We start from the raw sequence: 19,564 nt of genomic DNA on the forward strand, positions 1-19,564 counted from the left end.
GAAGAGAGCGCTGATATGTCCGCTGCAACAGCACCCATTGGGGCGGTGAAGGCAGAACAGGAATCACCTGACCAGGTCGATTCCTCCTTTATCCGCTACGCGGCGTCCAAGGCGGGCGGTGCACTGATTAGCTTCGCCATGGTCATTCTGCTCGGGTTCTTCGCCTTCCGTATCCTGCCCGGCGACCCGGTCCGCCGAATCGCCCAGGAACGACCGATGAGTCCTGAACAAATTGCCGAGTTGCGCAGCCAGTATGGGCTGGATAAACCGCTCCCTGCCCAGTTCTGGGATTACATAGTCAATATCTTCAGCGGCAACCTGGGTGAGAGTTATGTTTACCGCAAGGCGGTCAGTTCGCTCATCGCTGAGTACATCGGCCCCACTCTGGTGCTGACGGCCACCGCTGCCCTAGTGGCCATCGTCCTCGGGCTGTGGCTGGGCCAGCACGCCGCTTGGAAACGCGGCTCCTGGTTTGACCGGGCGGCCACGGGGATTTCCCTGGTGTTCTGGTCCGTACCCACCTTCTGGCTGGGACTCATCCTGTTGATGATCTTCGGCGGAACCCTTCGCTGGTTTCCAACCGGGGGGATGGTGACGCCCGGGCTGGAGGCCAGCGGCATCGAATACGTGATCGACGTTGCCCGGCACATGGCCCTGCCGGTGGCGAGCATGGTGGCGGTCGTATATGCGCAATACCTGCTGGTGATGCGGGCATCGCTCATTGAAGAAATGTCCTCCGACTACCTGACCACGGCCCGGGCAAAGGGCCTCCGGGACGATCTGGTCCGCCGACGGCATGCCGTGCCAAATGCAATGCTCCCAACCGTCACCCTCGTTTTCATGCACATCGGTGGACTCATTGCGGGTGCTGTCACCGTCGAAACAGTTTTCTCCTGGCCGGGTCTCGGCAAGCTGACCTACGAGGCCATCAGCGGACCGGACATGCCGCTGCTGCAAGGTACCTTCGTGGTCTTTTCGACCATCATCATCATCATGAACCTGGTTGCCGACCTGGTCTACCGCCAGCTTGACCCGAGAGTGAGGCGGTCATGAGCACCGAAACCGCACGGAACCGCAAGCCGCAGGCCCAACTTTCACGCCGCCAAATTGTCCGCCGGCGCCGCCTGGCAGCGGCCGCCAACGTCCGGAAGCAGTTCTGCCGGAGCAAGACCGGCCTGCTGGGGGCAGTATTCCTGTCAGTGGTAATCCTGGCTGCCATTTTCGCCCCTGTGCTCGCCCCCCGATCCATGCTGGACGTCACCCTGTTGATGGACCAGCCGCGCTTCGCTCCCCCCTCCTGGGAGCACCCGCTGGGGACCGACCACCAGGGCCGGGAACTTTGGGTCCGGATGCTCTGGGGAGCCCGCGTGTCGCTGATCGTCGGCATCGCCGCCACCGCCATGTCGATGTTCATCGGCACACTGGTTGGCATGGCAGCCGGGCACTTCACCGGGCTGACCGCAGGGGTCATCATGCGTTTCGTTGACTTCTTCCTGGTGCTGCCTTCCCTCATCCTGGCGATTGTCCTGTCCTCGGTGCTCTCCCGCGGCGTCCTGACAATCGTCATCGCCATCGGGGTGACGTCATGGGCGGGCACAGCACGTGTGGTCCGCGCACAAACACTCTCTGTCGAGTCCCGGCCCTACATTGAACGGTCGAGGGCGCTCGGAGCCGGGCACCTGCACATCATTATGAAACACCTCTTCCCGGCGGTGCTTCCCCTGGTCATGGCCAACACGACGCTGACTGTGGGCTCGGCAATCATCGCCGAATCGACTCTGGCGTTCCTCGGGCTGGGCGACACGACCCAGCAATCCTGGGGAACCATCCTAAAGAACGCCATGGACGTCTCGGCGGCAACCAGCGGCTACTGGTGGTATGTCATCATCCCGGGCCTGGCCATCCTGCTGGTGGTGCTGGCATTCACCCTGGTGGGCCGTGCCTTTGAATCAATCACCAACCCCACCATGAGGAGCCGGTAGACATGCCAGATCTCGTCTTCGACAACGTCTCCATCAGCTACTCCACCACCGGCAGCGGCCGCGGGGTGATCCAAGCCGTCAAGAACGTAAGCCTGGCCCTTCCGGCAGGCGAAACACTGGGCGTAGCCGGCGAATCGGGATCCGGGAAGTCGACGCTCGCCATGAGCGTCCTCCGGCTGCTTCCCTCCAATGCCCGCGTCGACGGCAACGTGCTGGTCGGCGACAAGAACATCGCCGACCTGACCTTCGGGCAACTGCGCGCCGTCCGATGGTCCGAGGCCTCCATCGTGTTCCAGGGCGCTATGCACTCGCTAAACCCGGTGCAGATGGTCGGAGTACAGATCATTGAGGCCCTGGAACTGCATGTGAAAGGCAGCTGGACTACCGAGGCTTCCCGCCGGCAGCGCCTGGGCGATTTGCTGCGGCAGGTCGACGTCGACCCGGCGAAAGCCAAGTCCTACCCGCACCAGCTCTCGGGCGGACAGAAGCAGCGCGTCATGATCGCCATGGCACTGGCCTGCGAGCCGGACATTATCATCGCCGATGAACCGACCACTGCCCTGGACGTCATCGTTCAGGCCCAGGTACTGCAGGTACTGAAGGAACTGGTCACCGGCCGCGGCATCTCGCTGCTGATGATCAGCCACGACCTTTCCGTCCTGGCGGCCGCCTGCGAGCGGATAGCCGTAATGCGGGGAGGGGAAGTGATTGAGGTCGGCGACTCCCGGCAGATCTGCACGAACCCCCAGGCCGCATACACCAAACAGCTGGCCGATGCGTTCCCTGAGATAGGCGACCCCGAATCCCGGCTCAACCCAGTGACCCGCCGGGACTACGCCAAACCCGCAGCAACACCGTCGGCAGTAAGCGGCGAGGTTCTCCTCGAAGCCAAGAACCTGAACGTCACCTTCCACACCGGTGGAAGAACGGTTCGGGCAGTACGGAACGTGGACCTGCAAATCCACCGCGGTGAGATCCTGGCCCTGGTGGGCCAGTCCGGTTCCGGCAAGTCGACCCTTGCCCGCACCCTGCTCGGTCTGGAGCTGCCGGATTCAGGAGGTGAAATCCTGTACGGCGGCAAACAGCTGGGCCGCACCACCCGGCAGCTGCGCGCATTCCGCAAGGAGGTCCAGCTGATCCTCCAGGACCCCAGCGCGTCGCTGAACCCAAAGCTTTCGGTCTACGAATCAGTGGCCGAGGGCCTGCGGATCCAGAAGTACCCGGGCGATGAACGCGAACAGGTGATCCGCAGCCTGGAGAACGCGGAGCTGATCCCCGGCGAGGACTACTTCGGTGCCATTCCGCAGGAGCTCTCCGGCGGACAGCGCCAGCGCGTAGTGATTGCCGGTGCCTTGGCCATGGACCCGCAGATGCTCATCGCGGATGAGCCCGTCGCTTCCCTCGATGCCTCAGCACGCGGCGAGGTCCTGGCCCTGCTGCTGAACCTCAAGCGCAGCCTGGGCCTCTCGGCTCTGGTCATCACCCACGACCTGGGCCTGGCCTGGAATATTGCCGATACCGTGGCCGTCATGGTGGACGGCGAAATTGTCGAGAGAGGACCTGCCGAACAGGTGCTCCTGGATCCGAAACACGAGTACACGAAGCGGCTGCTCGCCGCCGCCCCGATGATCCACCGGGACCTCGAATCCGGTGCCCCCGTCCGAACCGCGGAAGGCGGCAGCACCTCATGACCTTTACGCTGCCCGAACTCGATGACCGGGTCACCTGGTCCATACATATTCTGGACGCCGATACCCGACAGGTGGCGGCGACCCACCACTCCGACACCGTGTGCCGGACCGCCAGCATTGGGAAGGTGTTCCTGCTCATCGACGTCGCCCGCCGCATAGTCGACGGGCGGCTGGACCCGCACCGGTTGATCGAGATCCCCGAAGAGCACGTCGTCGAGGATTCCGGCTTGCTCTACCGCATGTTCGAACAGCGCATCACGGCCTACGACGCTGCTCTGCTGGTCGGCGCTGTCAGCGACAATCTGGCTACCAACGCCCTCATCCACCTCTGCGGGCTCGACTCCGTCCACGCCGTGGCTGCGGAACTCGGATACAAGGACACCGCGCTCCTGGACTACATCCGCAACGAACGTGGTCCCGGCCTGCCCTGGACCCCGTCCTACGGGACAGCGGCTGAGCTCAGCGACCTGATGATTCGGCTCAATCGGGATGAAATCCTGAACAAATCAGTCTGCGGGCTGGTGAGCCGATGGTTGGCCGCGGACACTGACACCTCGATGGTCGCTGCCGGGTTCCTTCTCGATCCGCTAGCCCATGATGAGCCCGAGTACCAGGGCATGGAGCTGCGGCATAAGACCGGCAGTACGAGCTTCGCGCGCGCTGACATCGGAATTCTCAACGGTCCGGCGCGCAGTGTGGCCTATGCGGTTGCTGCGAATTGGAGCGATGAATCCGGAGACTTGCGGGCACTGGTGCTCGGGGCCATGCACCGGATCGGTGATTCCATCCGGGTGCTCGTCACCGGTCTGCCATGACCCGGCGACACCTGCCGATGGAGGCATAAGAGCATGGAGCGCCAACAGATTCTCGACCGCTTGGATAGCCCCGGCATCGCGTGGTCCGTGAGCGCCTTCGACATTGATTCCGGTGCCGAGGTCCTCTCATATGAGCCGGACCGGGCGCTGGATACCGCCAGCGTCGGCAAGGTCTTCCTGCTGCATTCGGTCCTCAGGCTCGAAGCAGAGGGCCGCCTCAACCTCGATGAGCAGGTCACCCGCCGACCGAACGAGTGGATGGACAACTCCGGGCTGTGGCACCAGCTGCAGGCCGGGACCCTGAGCATCTATGACATCTGCACACTGATTGGTGCGGTCAGCGACAATGCAGCCACCAACACCATGTGCCGGAGGGTCGGCCTGGACGTCATCCACGCACACACCAGGGAGCTGGGAATACGTTCCTCGTCCCTGAATGACATCGTGCGGTGGCCGGTTCCGGCCGGGTTTCCGACTAGCCTTTCCACCGGCTGCGCCACGGAGCTCAGCGGTTTCGTCTCCCGTCTGGCCCGCAACGAACTGCTCGACGCAGCCGGATGCGACACACTGCGGCGGTGGCTGGGTGCCGGCGTGGATTGCTCCATGGTGGCTTCCACCTTCAACTTCGATCCGCTGGCCCATGACTACTATGACCGCGGACTGTGGCTGTGGAACAAGACGGGAACGACCAGCAGCGTGCGCGCCGACATTGGCGTGCTGTCGACGTCCGAAAGCCGGGTGGCCTATGCGGTGCTAGCGAACTGGGAACGGGGCAGCGACCACCGTGATGCGGCCATGGACGCAATGCGCGACGTCGGTGTGCTGCTTCGCGGGCATGTTCAGGGCAGCGCATGACCGGCCCGGCTCCCCGGATACGCTTTCATGATCTGGGCAGGGACCCCGGTTTCGCTGCCGGAACTCTTGCGGGTCTCGTGTCCGGGGACAACGGAGCGCTGCGCATCGACGACACAACGGCGGGCGCGACCGGCCCGGCGAGTCCCCGGCCCATCCCCCCGGAGAGCGGCGACCAGCGCGGTGTGTCGACCTCTCCTGTTATTGAAACCGGCTTCCCGGCCGGCGAGGCTGTTCTCTCGTGGCATGCCGTTACACCCACCGCAACCTGGCTGGAAGCCGCCTTACGGGTCCGGGGGGCGGACGGGTGCTGGAGCAGATGGTTCGTTCTGGGCCACTGGGCGGGCGGCGACGACTTCGCATCGGGCGATATCCGGCGAACCACCATCGACGGACAGTCTGACGCTGCCGGCCGGGTGCTGAACGACACGTTCCGTGCTGCGCAGGACCGCCCCTTCCATGCTTTCCAGGTCCGGGCAACGCTGGTGCGGCCCGCCGGCTCGACTGCCCCGGTGCAGCTGGCGGCCCTGTATGCCATGGTCAGCGCACCGCCGTCGGACGATCTGAAACCGACCAGTGCCTTCACACTGGACAAGGGACTCGCACTAGATGTCCCGCGCTTCCCGCAGATGATCCATGCCGGCTGCTACCCGGCGTTCGCCGGCGGGGGTGCTGCCTGGTGCTCCCCCACCGCCACCAGCATGGTGCTGTATTACTGGGGCCGGGAGGTCGGGGCCGAGTTGCTCGAATCCATCGAGGCGCCCCAGGGCGACCCGCACATCATTTGGGCGGCGCAGGGCGTCTATGACCATGGCTACGAGGGGACCGGGAACTGGGCGTTCAATGCTGCTTATGCCGCCGGGTTCGGGCTTCGGGCCTTTGTCACGCGTTTGCGTTCCCTCGCCGAAGCCGAAGCTTTCATTGCCCTCGGAATTCCGCTGGTCGTTTCGGTTTCATTCACCAGGGAGGAACTCCCGCAGGCCGGTTATGACACGGACGGGCACCTGTTGGTGATCTCGGGGTTCACCGGGGAGGGAAACGTCATCGTCAATGATCCCGGCGCCGCCTCGAGCGGCGAGGTGCGGCGCGAGCTGGACCGGGCACCCTTCGAGAGCGCCTGGTTGAAGGGAAGCGGAGGCATCACCTATGTCTTTCACCCTCCCGGCGTGCCGTTGCCCCCGTCACCCGGGGAGCCCAATTGGTAACCCCCGTACTGCCCCCGGTAGCGCTCCGGCGCCTAACGCTGCAGAAGCGCGGCCAGCAGCGCGGTGCGGCGGTAAAGGTCCGGGAGCAAAAAGTGTTCATCCGCTGCGTGAGACCCTGCACCGGCCGGCCCGAAGCCGTCGATCGTGGGAACCCCCAGGGCTCCCACGAGGTTGGTGTCCCCGGCTCCGGCTGCCGGTCGTCCGGTGGCGTCCCAGCCAAAACCTTCGGCCAGGAGCGACACTTCCCGGAGCAGCGCCGCGTCGGCGCTGGTGGCTTTCCAAGCGGGGCGGCTGCTGAGCACCTTGGTAGTCACCACGGCACCCCTCCGTACGGGCGCCAAATCCGCAAACCGCTCCAGGACCGCACGCTCCGTCACGGCATCCAGGAATCGGAGCCCAATTTCAGCACTGGCCTGGCCGGGCACCACATTGGCCCGGGTCCCTCCGGAAACAGTCCCGACATTGAACAGGACCGGAGCCGAGAGCGAGGCTTCCTCGACAATTCCGCGGAGAACGAGGAGCTGGTCGACGAGTTCGTCGATCGCCGAGACACCCTTGTCGGGGTCAAGCGCGGCATGCGCTTCATGGCCAGTGACTTCCACGTGGATCCGGGTGGATCCGCGGCGGCCGACTTTGAAGGCACCATCCGGATGCGGGGATTCGAAGCCGATGGCCCCGGCCGCTCCTGCCACGGCCCGGCGCACAAGGTCCTGGGAGGTCGGGGAACCGATTTCCTCGTCCGCGTTAATCAGGATGCGCACACTGCGGCGGGGACGGCCTTTCAGGAGTTCCAGTGCCGAGAGGATCATGACCAGCCCGCTTTTCATGTCGAACGCTCCCGGCCCTCGGACCACCCCGTCCTGCACCGACCAGGGCAGGCTCGTGTCCAGGGTTCCGCTGGGCCATACGGTGTCGGAATGTCCGATGAGCAGCAGCGGGGCTTCCTCCGTGGTTCCCGGGGCTTCGATCAGCAAGTGGGTTCCTGCCTCGGCGCGGACGGTTTCGATCTGCACGTCGAGGGCGCCGAACCATTCGATCAGCACGTCCGTGATCCGGGTGCTCGCCTCCCGGTCCCCCGAGGGCGACTCGATCTCCACCAAGTGCCTGACCCGCTCCAGAATCAGGTTTTCACGACGGGCAACAGCAGCTCGCATTTCATCTGGCGTCAAAATGACCCCTCAGGATAAGAAACGTATATTGCAGAAAGTAACTGACAAACATGCTGAAACATAGCATGCAGCTAACCCGCCCTCGGAGTTTACGGATCACATTATGACCAGAATGAATGAACTGCGGAGCTGGTCCTTACCAACGGGCCAGAAGTGCTTCAGCGGACTGCTCACGAGCCACGACGCGTTCCAAGAAGCCAACGACCTCTACAGCAGAGTCTTTGGCTACGAAGCAAAGGGGTATGGCCTAAACGTGAACTTGTTGAGCGCCCTGGTGCGCAACGGCGGCTCAGCGGTCGGCATCTGCAACGAGGAGTCGAGTTTGATCGGTTTCGCCTACGGGTTCACCGGCTTCGACGGCGGTATGCCCTACCACTACTCGCAGGCCACCGTGATTGACCCGCGTTACCAGGGCCAGGGGTGCGGCCGGATCCTGAAAAACTGCCAGCGCGATCTCACGCTGCGCCAGGGAGTCCGGGCCATGCGGTGGACCTTCGATCCGATGCTCGCTCGAAACGCGCACTTCAACCTGAACTCGCTGGGCGCCCGTGGAATCGACTTCATCGAGAACTATTACGGGCGGGAGTACACAGACCGGATCCTCGTCGAATGGAAGTTTGGGCCCGGTTCCGAACATTCCGAACCCAAACAGATGCCCGTTCCTCCCGAAGGCCTGCAGAACGAGGAATTCGGTGCGCTGATCCCCGACGGGGAGGCCTACTGGATACCGGTGCCGGCCGGGCTCCCGGCAGACGGCGACCCCTACGGCAGCCAGGCCCGGACCCGCGGACGGTTGGCATCGAGCCTGAAGGACATCTTCGACGCCGGCTTTACTCTCGTCAGTTGCCTGCCTGCAGGGCAGCTGACTTCCGCTTACCTGGCCAGCAGGGACCGTCCGGAAGGAAAATGATGCAGGAGCAACCAGGCACCGCGGATCCAGGGAAACCTCTTGACCAGGATTATGAGCTGAATCGTTCGCTTGAGTCGCCGGAGGACCGTTTCGGCGTGCGGCTGAGGAAGAATTTTTCAGCGGAGGGACTCCAAGAAAGGCTCATGGAAACCGAGACTGCATCCCTGGCCAATTCCTTCACCCATTTGCGCTACAGCGGGGCCGTGCCGCAATCCGCGGCCATCATTCTTGGCGCCCGGCGGAAATACATTGCCGGAGAGGGCAAGTCCTCTGCCTACGCCGCCCTCTTGAATGCCGATTTGGCCTCAACGCTGTCCAACGTGTTCCTGATCGACGGACACTCCCTGAACCCGCTGGATGTCCTCAGCGATGTGCGCAGCTCGGATGTCCTGATCTTGTTTTCGTTGCGCCGGTACCGGAAGGAAACAGTGATGCTGGGCAGGCTCTTCCAACAGGCCGGCGGACGCCTGGTGGTGATCACCGACAGCGAGGACTCACCCCTGGCCCGGGACGCCGCCGCGCTGATCGCGCTCAATACCGGTTCTGCCTCCTACGCCGATTCGCCCACCTCCATAGCGGCGGTGTGTCATTTGTTGAGCACGCTGACGGCGGCCAGCGCAAAAGGTGCCCGTCGCCGGCTCGGCACCCGCGGCGCCATAGGAAAATCCATGGGCCTCTACTTCGATCCGACCGATGAAAATGAAAAGGGTTTTTCATGAAGATCACCCGTGTCCGCCTGTTCGAGGTGGAGTTGCCGCTCGTCCACAGCTTCCAAACCAGCTCGCATAAGAAGTCCAGCCTCACGCACATCCTGGTGGAGCTGACCGACGAGCATGATTCCACCGGCTGGGGCGAAGTCGCTTCCTCCACCCATCCATATTTCACTTCTGAAACCACTGACACCGCTTGGCTGATGGCTACCGGATACCTGGTTCAGTCCGTGCTCGGAGTCGAGTGGGAGCACCCCGGCGACGTTGACGGCTGCTGGGCCAAAATCCGCGGCCACGAATTCGCCAAGGCGGGGTTCGCCGGTGCCGCCTGGGACCTGTGGGCCAAGGCGAACAGCCAGTCGCTGGCCGCAGGGCTGGGCGGCACCCGTTCGGTGGTCCGGTCAGGAGTCTCGCTGGGCATAGAGCCGACCATCGATATCCTTCTGGACCAAGTCGACAAGCAGGTTTCAGCCGGTTACGGACGGGTCAAGCTGAAGATTGCACCGGGCTGGGACGTCCTGCCGGTTCAGGCCGTGCGCCAGGCTTACCCCGCACTCGACCTGCATGTGGACGCCAACGGTGCTTACGGCTCAGACACCTCCTCCATGGACCGGCTCGCCCAACTGGATGCGTACCGCCTGACCATGATCGAACAGCCGTTTGCCCCCCGCGACTTTCCCGCCCACGCCCGGCTGCAGGAACGCATCGCCACCGCAGTGTGCCTCGACGAGGCCGTGGTTCAACTCGACGATCTGCGGACCATGATCGCGATGAAGGCCGGCCGGGTCCTGAACATTAAGGTGTCCCGCATGGCCGGGCTGACCGTGGCCAAAGCCGCCCATGACCTGGCGTGGAACGAGGGGATCCCTGTTTGGTGCGGCGGCATGCATGAATTTGGAATAGGCCGGGCGGGTAACGTGGCGCTTTCCTCCCTCCCCAATTTCACCTTGCCCTCGGATGTTTCAGGTTCGGACAAGTACTACGCCCGGGATGTCATCACCCCGGCTATTACTGCCCGCGACGGCGCTGTCGATGTTCCCACCGGTCCGGGCATCGGGTTCGCAATCGACCATGCCTGGATAGCGCACAACCAACTGCGGTATTTCGATTCCGAAGTGCCTGCAGACCAGTCCGGCCGGCAGCAGGGAACCGCAGATGAGTACTAGCCACTTGCCACAAATCCCCGTCATTGACGGGCACAATGATTTCCCCTGGACGGCACGCACCACGCGCGGATACTCCGTCGAGGGAATGGAGGACGACAAGCTCAGTCTGCACACCGATATTCCGGCGCTCCGGAAAGGCGGTGTTGCAGGACAGTTCTGGTCGGTGTGGGTCCACAGCGACATCGGCGGCGCAGACGCGGTCCAAGCAACGCTGGAACAGATCGACTTCGTGCACCGGATGGCTGCCCGGTACCCCGACACGTTCCGGCTAGCGTCCACCGCAGACGATGTCCGCCGGAGCATGCAGGATGGCCGCGTTGCCTCGCTGATCGGAGTCGAAGGGGGCAGCCAGATCAACGGTTCGCTGGCCGTGCTGCGCAGTTATGCACGTTTGGGTGCCCGCTACCTGACCCTGACGTGGACCTCCAGCAGCAGCTGGGCCGATTCCGCCACCGACGCCGCGGTCAATAACGGCCTCACCGCATTCGGCCGGGAAGTCATCGCCGAAATGAACCGCATCGGAATGCTGGTGGATTTGGCCCACGCCTCCATCAAAACCATGCACGATGCCTTGGATGCATCCACCATGCCCGTGATCAACAGCCATTCCGGCGCCTATGCGGTCAACCCCCATCCGCGCAATGTCCCCGATGACGTGATCCGACGTGTGGCCGCGGCCGGAGGTGTCCACATGGTGACTTTCGTACCCTCATTCATGTGTCCGGAGCGCCGCGCATGGGTGGTAGCCGGTCAAAAGGGCCCGATGCCGCCGGTGGATGTCCGCACCGTAGCAGACCATATTGACCATGTGCGGTCCGTCGCCGGCATCAACGGAGTTGGCCTGGGCGGTGACTTCGACGGTACTGACGCGATGCCGGAGGGGCTGGACACGGTTGCCGGCTATCCGAACCTCTTCGCTGAACTGTCGCACCGCGGGTGGGACAACGATGACCTTCGCAAACTTGCTTCCGGAAACGTCCTACGGGTGCTCGCGGGTGCAGATGACGACTACCGCTCTTTCGTGCGGGCCGGAACCAACTGAGTGGGAGCAATCATGGAAAATGAAAATCCGTCCGACCCGCCGAAAGTGCTCGTGGTGGCTAACTCCCGCCAGAGCGGGTTGCGCCGCCTGGAACCTTGGTTCCGCGATGCCGGACTTGACCTGGACATCAGGTTCGGCGGCGACGGGCTGCCCGAAACCCTGGCGGCTTTCGACGGCCTGGTAATGCTCGGCGGCGGGCTGATGCCCGATGACTACGAACAAGCTCCCTGGCTCCCTCGGGAACGCAGGTTGGCGCAGCAGGCCATTGCCGGGGACATTCCGACGCTGGGGATCTGCTTGGGCGGGCAGTTACTGGCCGACGTTGCCCGAGGAGAGGTGAAACGGAATGACGGAACGCCGGAACGGGGCGCCGTACGTATTCGGGTGACGGACGAGGGAGCCTTGGATACGGTCATATCCGCCTTTGCCCCGGAGGCTTTCCTCATTGAAAACCACCAGGACCGGATCACTGCTCTGCCGGCAGGCGCCGTCCTCCTCGCGTCCAGCTCGGACTGCACCAATCAGGCATTCCGGTTGGGCGAACGCGTTTGGGGGTTGCAGTTTCACCCGGAGGTACAGGCGGAAGAACTCAGGAACTGGGACGACGCTGCTCTGGCCGAGCAGGGGCTGAGCCTCGGTCAACTCGTCGAGGCAGCTCTTACCCACGACACCGACAGCGCCGGCCGCTGCGCCGCCATGGCCTCCGCGTTTGCCGTCCATGTCTGGGAAAACCAGGCTCATCGAGTGGGCTGAGGACTTTCAACGGGCCGGGCTCAGGCAAGTGCACCCATCGGATCCCATGCCGGAAGGACCAGCGGCTCCCTGGACAGGGCATCTTTTAAAGGCCCGGTAAGACGTGACTTATTCACCACGACTTCAAAAACGTACTCGTCGAACCATGAGTCGTCCATGGTGCAGAATCCCTTGTCGAACTTTTCGCTGCCCCAGCTGTTTTCGACGCGCCAGCGCCGAGGCCGCCCATTAACGAGGTCGACACCAGTGAAGAGCATGGCATGGGTCATTTCAGAATCCCGGTAACGCACCCGGTCTTCCTTCGTGGACACCAAGTCGACCCCGTAGACGCCCGAATAGTCGAACAGGTCACCGGCCCATACTCCGTCCTTCTCAGACATCTGCGGGGAAACATCGCATCCGAACCACACCGGTTCACCATCCACAATTGCTGCTGCCGCAAGCTCCCGCATGACTTCAATATCGGCATTGAGGTAAAGCACCGGATTTCCGCCAACGACATTTCCCAGATGATCCACCGTCAGCGGTGTGTTTTTAGGGTGCTCCAGACGCGGATCGTCAACGAGGCATACGTAGTCATCCAAATTCATGTCGGTGAATTTCCGCAGAAACTCCTGCGGGGTGAAGGTGCCGGCGTTGCAGTATTTCTTGTTGTCATCATTCCAGGCCCATTCGAAATCCTTCGGCGGTGTTCCCAGATGGATGGTCAGGATCGCGTGGAAATCCCTGAGTATCCGTTCCTTATGTGCTGCCACCTGCTCCGGCAGCGCACCGGCAGTGATTGCCTCCCGCAGGACCCCGGCTTCCTTGCGCAGGTGGCTGCTCAGGGACTTGTTCATTGCGGAGGTATTCGAGGATGACTCCGTTTCGGGCATGACCTCCTTCGGCACCGCACCGTGCTTGGTGAAGATGCTAACGGCCATATTCCACTGACCGCCGTCATTCATGACGTTGCCCAGCAGAAAGGAAAGAAGCCGGTCATCGACGCTTCGGCCGGAAAGCGTGATCATATCTTCCAGGAAGGCGTTGGCCCGTTCCAGCTTGTCCCAGTACATGGCGTGGTTCTGGCTGAATTCGAAGTTTTTGAGCGACAGTTTCTTCCGGGCGTCTGCCCGAAGCAGGTTCAGCGCAGCAAAGAGCCAGCACCGGCCGCTTTTTTTCTGATCAACAGCTTCCCAGTCATCGAGTCTGTGTGAAATGCTTCCGGGCACGGAGAGCAAACGGGAACGGTTCAGGGCAATGTCGTTGATCGCGACCGATGTCACTGCATTCTGTGCACGCAGACGCCGGGGATCGGAGGCAAACCCCTCGTCGAAAGCCTGCACCGTAGCCGGGCTCAGTTCACCTTGGCGTGCAGATGGCCCGCTCATGGCCACCGTGCCTTTTTCTGCTGCATTGATCGACAAGATGCCTGCTCTCTTTCACTTCGGGAGGGCCATTCCGACGGCGTCAAAAAACTGAGTATACGTTTCGTCCATTTGCCACAACAAGGCTTTTCCGGACTGGCTTCTTTACGCTCCTCTTCAATTCCGGCACTCATCCGGTCATTCGCGCCGTAACGTAAGCTGGCCGCATGACTGCAACAATCGTGGTGCTGACCGAAGAGTCCCTGAACGACGTCGACATTTCCAACCTGCAGTATCTGGTGCAGGACAATCCCGCCCGGTTTGATGTGCTGGTCCCGTCGGATACCGGCCGAAATCTGCTGGTGGATGTGCTGGACAACCTGAGCCTGCTGGAATTCGCCGCTGCCTTCCGCGAGCTGACCGGAGGCAAGCAGACCAAGGAGCAGGAAACGAAGGAAGCCGAGGTGGAGCTCGCCGAATCGCTGCAGCTGCTGAAGGCGTCGGGCTTGGAGGCCACCGGTTCGGTTACCGGTGAGGATCCCGTGCAGGCGGTGGTGGCCGCGGCGAAGGCCTCGGATGCGCAGCAGGTTGTGGTCATCACCACTCCGCATGCCGTGGAGGACACGTTCCGCACTGACTGGGCGAATGAGGCGCAGGACCGGCTGGGAGTCCCGGTGCTGCACCTGTATTCCGGTTCGGGATTTATTGGCGACTCTTAAGCGTTGACGCGACTATGACTGAAGACACCGCCGGAACCGTACCGGTACAAAAGACAGATGACCAGTGGCGCGAGGAACTGAGCCCGGAGGAATTCCAGGTTCTGCGCAAGGCCGGAACCGAACGCCCCTACACCGGTGAATACTGGGATACCAAGACCGCAGGCGTGTACCAGTGCCGGGCCTGCGGCAGCGAGCTGTTCACCTCGAGTGAGAAGTTTGATTCGCACTGCGGCTGGCCCTCCTTCTTCGCACCGCTGGCCGAGGGCAAGGTCCGCTACATCCACGACCGCAGCATGGGCATGGACCGCGTCGAGGTCCGTTGCGCCAACTGCGACTCGCACATGGGCCATCTGTTCGAGGGCGAGGGTTTTGACACCCCCACTGACCAGCGATTCTGCATCAACTCCGTCTCCGTGAAGCTGGTTCCCGCAGCCGCAGGCTCCGACACGGGTTCCGCCGACGGCACGCAGCACGACGCCGCCAAGTAGGAGTTCATGGAACACGGCGTTTTCCCCGGCGAGCTGGTTCCCTCGCCGGAGGTGACCGACGAGGCGATCAACAGCTACCGCCTGCTGAGCGCCGACATTGCCTCCGGTGTGGCCGTGGTGTCCACACGGCTGCGCGGCCGGGACTACGCGGCCACGGTCAGCGGCTTCCTCTCCGTGTCCTACGATCCGCCAACGCTGCTGGTGAGCCTCTTCGCCGAAGCACGGATCGCCGAGGCCGTGGTGGAGAGCGGCACCTGGGCGCTGAGCCTGCTCTCCGCCCGCCAGCGCGGCACGGCAAACTGGCTGGCAAGCCCCGGTTCGCCGCTGGAAGGCCTGCTCAGCCAGGTGGACTACGGCCGCGGGCCGGTCACCGATGCTGCCATCATCGACGGGTGCATCGCCTGGTTCGAGGTGCGCACCACTCAGGTTACGACGGCGGCCACCCACCAACTGGTTGTCGGCGAAGTGGTGGCGATGGGCCGGCGGGCCACGCCCGACGACGAGGCGGACCCGCTGGTGCACTTCGCCTCCGCCTATGCCCGGCTGGGGTAAGCGGGTAGCGTTCTGTCCCTGCCCGGCGGGACCGGCGTTTTTGCCGGTCCCCGCCGGGGCCTGGGCCTCGACCATTGTTTCCGTCCGGGGCCAACCGTAACCTCGAATGACAGGGGACGTAACGCAGGAGCCGCAGAATTCCACTGGCTCCTCGACAGCCCGGACATCGGCCTGAACCACCGGCCGCACCAGGAGACACCATGGGCACTGAGCAGTATCACGAGCCGCCATCCGAACTTCCCGCAGAGACCCGAACCTTCGCCAGGATGTGCGCCAGCCTGAGCGAAGAAGCAGAAGCCATTGGCTGGTATGTCCAGCGGATCGCTGTGGAACCCGATGCCCAGTCCCGCGCGATCATGCACGATTCCCTGGGCGAAGAGTTCAAGCACTTCAGCATGGAACTGGAGTTTTTGCTCCGCCGGACTCCGCTGTGGCGGGAGATCGCCCACGGCATCCTCTTCACCGACGGCGACATTGTGCAGCACGGTGAGGCGTCCGAGGCCGAAGCCACCGAAGGCGAGCCCGATGCCTCCGGCAGCTAGGCCGGGTTCCCGGCACGCACGTCCGGCGGCTATGCCGGCTCCCCTGCACTCAGCCCTACTGCTTAACCAGGAGGTGTTTCGATGGCACGCAACAGTTTGCTGGACAGGTTCCGGCCCGTTGGATCACCGGGACCGGCAGGCCCTGCCGGAGTTCCCGCCACCGACGACGAGGGGCCGGAAGCGGAACTCGTCCCGGTGTTCGAAGCCCTGGATCCGACCATCCGCGAGGCGCAAGACCTGACCAACGACGCCTCAGTGCGGGCAGCAGACACGGTGGCCCGGGCACGGGCTCAGGCAGCCGCCCTGGTGGAACAAGCGCGCATGGACAGCGGTGCCGTACGTGCCGCCGCAGCGGAAAAGGTGTCCAGCGAGGCCGAAGCCGCCGACACGGAGATGCTCCGGCAGGCAACTGAGGAAGCGGCAGAACTGAAGGAGCGCGGTGAAGCCCGGATGCCCGAACTCGCTTCGGTGATAGTAGCGGATCTGGTGCAGGATCTCCTCGGCTCCGGGAACACCTTCCCATGAGATCCGATTGGGTAGCTGCATCGGTGCGGGCGCGCTCCATGGCACAGCGCCGGGTCGGGGCCGGAACCTGCCGCAGCATCGCCGCGGCTCCCGGACTGCAGGCCGGCCTCGACCGGCTGGCCGACACGGTGTACGGAGAAGAGCTGAACGGGGCCCGCACGCTCACCGAGGCACACCGCGCCACCCGCAGAACTGTCCTCTGGCAACTGCGGGTACTGGCCGGATGGCTTCCCGCCGGAGGAACCCGCCTGATCCGCGCCGCGGCAGCAGCCTTTGAAGCCGACAACATCCTCGCCCTGGACCTTGTCCTCCGCCGCCAGGAGGCCGGAGCCAACGACGGCGACGCCGCAGCGGACTTTGACCTCGGAGGGCTCGCAACAGCCTGGCCGCGCCTTCGGACCGCGTCAACATCCGAAGAGCTGCAGGCGGCGCTGGCCTCGTCGCCCTGGGGCGATCCGGGACCGGACTCCGCGCTGCCCGATGTGCTGACCGCCGTCTGGCTGCGTCGGCTCACCGCGGAAGCGGCGGCAGTGCGGCCCTGGGCGGCAGCTGCGGCTGCACTGATCTGCGCCCGGCTGCTCCTGGTGGACGGGACCGCGCCGGCTGACCGGCTGGTCGCTCTGCTTCGCCCACTCCTGGGCACCGCTTGGAGCAGCACCGGCGTCCGGGAAACGCGTCCCTCCCAACCCCACACGTCTGAACCTGGCAACTCTGAAACGCGCAATTCTGAAACCCTGACTCCGGAAACCCTGCGCAGCACGCTTCCCCCGTCTGCAGCGCAGGCTCTGGCGGGCATCGACCGAAGCGCCGATCTGTGGCGGGCCGAGGCCGCGCTGGCTGTGCGCATTGAAACCGACGGATTTTCCCTGCTTCGGGCCGGGTTGCCCGGGCCGGACGTGGTCCTCGGTGCCATGACAGTACTTGCGGCCGATGCCTGGCGGGTCCGGGCGGCGTTGGCCGCTGCAGCGGTGAACGCCGGAGCCAGCGAGGTGCTGGATGCCGTGGCGTGAAGCGCTGAGCCCGGTGCGGATGGAGCGCATAGCACTGGTCGCCCCACTGGCGGCCCGGCACGAGATGCTGGCCGAGGTGGCCCGCAGCTCCGCCGTCGAACTCGACCTGCCGTACGAGCCCGGCACCGGACCCGAAGAGATCGACCGGGCGGCAGACGCCACCGTCGTGCACGGTTCGGTGGCAGCGCTGGTGGGATGGTCACCGACGCAGCGCTTGACCGAGCTGCAGGCGGCGCTGGAACCGCACGGGGCCTCCGCCGTCCCGCTCCGGCGTCCGCGCGGAGTGCAGCCGCCCACGCTTCTGACCGGTGACGAACCGCGCCGGAAGCAGGTGCCGGTCCTCTCCCGCCTGCTCGTGGACACCTACACCACGGTTCCGTACGCCGATCTCGACCCCGCGCGGATTGCAGGTGTGGCGTATGTGGTGATGTTCGGCATGATGTTCGGCGACGCCGGGCAGGGCGCACTGCTTGTAATTGCCGGCCTGCTGCTGCGGTTCCTGCCCCGGCTGCAGCGCTTCCGCCGCACCTGGCTGTTCATCACCGGCGCCGGACTTGCCGCAGTGTTTTTCGGGATCCTCTACGGTGAGTTCTTCGGTCCCACGGGCGTGCTGCCGGTGCTGTGGCTGGAACCGTTGGAGGAGCCCATTCCGCTGCTGGTCGCGGCGCTGGTGCTGGGTGCTGTGCTGCTGGCCGGCTCCTACGTTCTGGGCACCATTAACCGGGTCCGCGAGGGAGGATGGGGCTACGCCCTGTACGCCAGATCCGGGTTGGCCGGCGCCCTGCTGTTTACGGCCATCGGACTGGTTGCCTGGGGGCTGCTGGCCTCGGCTCCGGTGATCCTGGTGGTCGCCGGCGTGGTGGCCCTGCTGGCGCTGGTGCTGATGTTCATCGGGCTGTTTGCCGAGTCCGGCGGCGGGCCGACCGGAGGCCTGCAGGCCTCCGTGGAGCTGGTGGACAGCGTGGTGCAGCTGGGCTCGAACCTAGTGTCCTTCACCCGGCTCGCCGCCTTCGGCCTCACGCACGCCGCGCTGATGATGGTCGTCTGGCAGGCCACCACCGCGTTGTGGGCGCCGGACTGGCGGGCGGCGGCCGCCGTCGTCGTCTTCATCATCGGCAACGCCCTGACCTTCGCCCTGGAGGGCCTGGTCGCCGGAATCCAGGCCCTGCGGCTCGAGTACTACGAGCTGTTCTCCCGCGTCTTCCAAGACGAAGGCAGACGGTTCCGGCCCTGGAATCCGGATCCGGACGCCGACCCGGATCCGGACGCCGGGCAGAGCTCCGGGCAAGTATCCGTTCCCCCAGCTGAAAGGCACCTCCCATGAATCCCTGGCTTGCCGGCCTTCCGCTGGTCCTCCTTCTCGCTGTCCTGCTCACGCTCGGCGCCGTTGTGCTGCTGCGGCGCAACAGACGCGCCGGCGTCAAGGCGCTGCTCGGCCTCAACGCCGTGCTGATGGCCGGGGCGCTGGCCCTCTTTGCCGCTGCGTTGAATGCCGCGCCCGCCAGTGCGGGCGCGGGCGACGGCGGTGCCGCAGCCACCGCTGTTGCCGCGGCAACCGAGGGAAGCGACAGCAGCGGCGCGGCCCTGATCGGTGCCGCGATTGCGGTGGCGGGGTCCTCCATTGGCGCAGCCATCGCCGTGGCCTACACCGGGTCCGCGGCGCTGGCGGCGATGAGCGAAAGACCTGAAATTTTCGGCCGCGCCATGGTGGTGGTGGGGCTGGCCGAGGGCATCGCCATTTACGGGCTGATTATTTCGATCATCCTGATCGGACAGGCATGAGCAGCCCGGAGGCTGCCGGCTCGGTGGCGGGCCGAGCGGGCGCCGGCACGGTGGCGGCATTGGGCGAACCGGCCCTGCTGCAGGGGTTCCGGCTCGCCGGCGCGGTCCTGTATCCGGCCGCCGGACCGGAGCAGGTGCGCTCCGCGTGGGCGAGCCTGCCGGATTCGGTGCTGGCTGTCGTCCTGACGCCGGCTGCCGCGGCTATCCTCGCCGCGGAACTGGCCGATTCGGCCTCTCCCTTGACCGCCGTGCTGCCTGATTCCGCCCCTCCCCTGACCGCGGTGCTGCCCTGATGAGGTGGCCCT

At 64.5% G+C, this 19,564-nt stretch carries 22 protein-coding genes; 20 read left to right on the forward strand and 2 right to left on the reverse strand.

Annotated features, from left to right (window positions below):
* Window positions 1–15: 15 nt before the first annotated feature.
* Genes QNN99_RS12820 through QNN99_RS12845 form a run of 6 tightly spaced genes read left to right on the forward strand, consistent with a single transcriptional unit; the run spans window position 16 to window position 6,545 of the window.
* Window positions 16–1,053, forward strand: a complete 1,038-nt coding sequence (locus tag QNN99_RS12820) for an ABC transporter permease (protein ID WP_229966845.1) — start codon at window positions 16–18, stop codon at window positions 1,051–1,053.
* Window positions 1,050–1,982 (forward strand): ABC transporter permease, encoded by a 933-nt coding sequence (locus tag QNN99_RS12825; protein WP_229966846.1) that lies wholly within the window; start codon window positions 1,050–1,052, stop codon window positions 1,980–1,982. Before QNN99_RS12820 ends, QNN99_RS12825 begins: the two co-directional genes overlap by 4 nt.
* Before the next feature lie 2 nt (window positions 1,983–1,984).
* On the forward strand, window positions 1,985–3,673 hold the full coding sequence (locus tag QNN99_RS12830) for an ATP-binding cassette domain-containing protein (RefSeq protein WP_229966847.1): 1,689 nt from the start codon (window positions 1,985–1,987) through the stop codon (window positions 3,671–3,673).
* On the forward strand, window positions 3,670–4,488 hold the full coding sequence (locus QNN99_RS12835) for a serine hydrolase (protein WP_229966848.1): 819 nt from the start codon (window positions 3,670–3,672) through the stop codon (window positions 4,486–4,488). The genes QNN99_RS12830 and QNN99_RS12835 overlap by 4 nt, the downstream gene beginning before the upstream one ends.
* 33 nt (window positions 4,489–4,521) lie before the next feature.
* Window positions 4,522–5,343 (forward strand): serine hydrolase, encoded by an 822-nt coding sequence (locus tag QNN99_RS12840; RefSeq protein WP_229966849.1) that lies wholly within the window; start codon window positions 4,522–4,524, stop codon window positions 5,341–5,343.
* Window positions 5,340–6,545 carry a C39 family peptidase gene (locus QNN99_RS12845; protein WP_229966850.1) on the forward strand — a complete coding sequence of 402 codons (1,206 nt, stop codon included), beginning with the start codon at window positions 5,340–5,342 and terminating at the stop codon, window positions 6,543–6,545. Before QNN99_RS12840 ends, QNN99_RS12845 begins: the two co-directional genes overlap by 4 nt.
* A 32-nt stretch (window positions 6,546–6,577) precedes the next feature.
* Here the strand turns inward: QNN99_RS12845 and QNN99_RS12850 are convergent, their stop codons facing one another.
* On the reverse strand, window positions 6,578–7,714 hold the full coding sequence (locus QNN99_RS12850) for a M20/M25/M40 family metallo-hydrolase (protein WP_229966851.1): 1,137 nt from the start codon (window positions 7,712–7,714) through the stop codon (window positions 6,578–6,580).
* Between the two features lie 103 nt (window positions 7,715–7,817).
* Here QNN99_RS12850 and QNN99_RS12855 point away from each other — a divergent pair, with 103 nt between their 5' ends.
* The 5 genes from QNN99_RS12855 to QNN99_RS12875 all read left to right on the forward strand — a co-directional run bounded on the left by QNN99_RS12855 (window position 7,818) and on the right by QNN99_RS12875 (window position 12,295).
* A complete protein-coding gene (locus QNN99_RS12855) occupies window positions 7,818–8,624 on the forward strand; it encodes a hypothetical protein (protein ID WP_229966852.1) in 807 nt (268 codons plus the stop codon).
* 143 nt (window positions 8,625–8,767) lie between these two features.
* Complete coding sequence (locus QNN99_RS12860) at window positions 8,768–9,343, forward strand: MurR/RpiR family transcriptional regulator (protein ID WP_229966853.1); 576 nt, start codon at window positions 8,768–8,770, stop codon at window positions 9,341–9,343.
* Window positions 9,340–10,500, forward strand: a complete 1,161-nt coding sequence (gene menC / locus QNN99_RS12865; protein ID WP_229966854.1) for an o-succinylbenzoate synthase — start codon at window positions 9,340–9,342, stop codon at window positions 10,498–10,500. The genes QNN99_RS12860 and menC overlap by 4 nt, the downstream gene beginning before the upstream one ends.
* On the forward strand, window positions 10,490–11,542 hold the full coding sequence (locus QNN99_RS12870) for a dipeptidase (RefSeq protein WP_229966855.1): 1,053 nt from the start codon (window positions 10,490–10,492) through the stop codon (window positions 11,540–11,542). Before menC ends, QNN99_RS12870 begins: the two co-directional genes overlap by 11 nt.
* Window positions 11,543–12,295, forward strand: a complete 753-nt coding sequence (locus QNN99_RS12875) for a type 1 glutamine amidotransferase (RefSeq protein WP_229966856.1) — start codon at window positions 11,543–11,545, stop codon at window positions 12,293–12,295.
* A gap of 20 nt (window positions 12,296–12,315) precedes the next feature.
* On the opposite strand, the gene QNN99_RS12880 is transcribed toward QNN99_RS12875, so the two are convergent.
* Complete coding sequence (locus QNN99_RS12880; RefSeq protein WP_229966857.1) at window positions 12,316–13,701, reverse strand: C1 family peptidase; 1,386 nt, start codon at window positions 13,699–13,701, stop codon at window positions 12,316–12,318.
* A gap of 167 nt (window positions 13,702–13,868) precedes the next feature.
* Here QNN99_RS12880 and QNN99_RS12885 point away from each other — a divergent pair, with 167 nt between their 5' ends.
* The 9 genes from QNN99_RS12885 (at window position 13,869) to QNN99_RS12925 (ending at window position 19,552) form a co-directional block, all read left to right on the forward strand.
* Window positions 13,869–14,360: a hypothetical protein gene (locus tag QNN99_RS12885; protein ID WP_229966858.1), complete on the forward strand. Its 492-nt coding sequence runs from the start codon at window positions 13,869–13,871 to the stop codon at window positions 14,358–14,360.
* Window positions 14,361–14,374: 14 nt separating this feature from the next.
* Window positions 14,375–14,848, forward strand: coding sequence for a peptide-methionine (R)-S-oxide reductase MsrB (gene msrB, locus QNN99_RS12890; RefSeq protein WP_229966859.1), 474 nt, complete (start codon window positions 14,375–14,377; stop codon window positions 14,846–14,848).
* Between the two features lie 6 nt (window positions 14,849–14,854).
* Window positions 14,855–15,400 carry a flavin reductase family protein gene (locus tag QNN99_RS12895; RefSeq protein WP_229966860.1) on the forward strand — a complete coding sequence of 182 codons (546 nt, stop codon included), beginning with the start codon at window positions 14,855–14,857 and terminating at the stop codon, window positions 15,398–15,400.
* A 200-nt stretch (window positions 15,401–15,600) separates the two neighbouring features.
* Window positions 15,601–15,942: a ferritin family protein gene (locus QNN99_RS12900; RefSeq protein WP_229966861.1), complete on the forward strand. Its 342-nt coding sequence runs from the start codon at window positions 15,601–15,603 to the stop codon at window positions 15,940–15,942.
* A gap of 81 nt (window positions 15,943–16,023) precedes the next feature.
* Entirely contained in the window at window positions 16,024–16,467 is a 444-nt protein-coding gene (locus tag QNN99_RS12905) for a hypothetical protein (RefSeq protein ID WP_229966862.1), read from the forward strand.
* Entirely contained in the window at window positions 16,464–17,477 is a 1,014-nt protein-coding gene (locus QNN99_RS12910; protein ID WP_229966863.1) for a hypothetical protein, read from the forward strand. Before QNN99_RS12905 ends, QNN99_RS12910 begins: the two co-directional genes overlap by 4 nt.
* Window positions 17,464–18,801, forward strand: a complete 1,338-nt coding sequence (locus tag QNN99_RS12915) for a V-type ATPase 116kDa subunit family protein (RefSeq protein ID WP_229966864.1) — start codon at window positions 17,464–17,466, stop codon at window positions 18,799–18,801. The genes QNN99_RS12910 and QNN99_RS12915 overlap by 14 nt, the downstream gene beginning before the upstream one ends.
* On the forward strand, window positions 18,798–19,259 hold the full coding sequence (locus tag QNN99_RS12920) for an ATP synthase subunit C (RefSeq protein WP_229966865.1): 462 nt from the start codon (window positions 18,798–18,800) through the stop codon (window positions 19,257–19,259). Before QNN99_RS12915 ends, QNN99_RS12920 begins: the two co-directional genes overlap by 4 nt.
* Window positions 19,256–19,552 carry a hypothetical protein gene (locus tag QNN99_RS12925; protein ID WP_229966866.1) on the forward strand — a complete coding sequence of 99 codons (297 nt, stop codon included), beginning with the start codon at window positions 19,256–19,258 and terminating at the stop codon, window positions 19,550–19,552. The genes QNN99_RS12920 and QNN99_RS12925 overlap by 4 nt, the downstream gene beginning before the upstream one ends.
* The last annotated feature ends 12 nt before the right edge of the window (window positions 19,553–19,564 follow it).

The organism is Arthrobacter sp. zg.Y820 (assembly GCF_030125555.1).
In the GTDB taxonomy this organism is placed as follows: Bacteria; Actinomycetota; Actinomycetes; order Actinomycetales; family Micrococcaceae; genus Arthrobacter_B.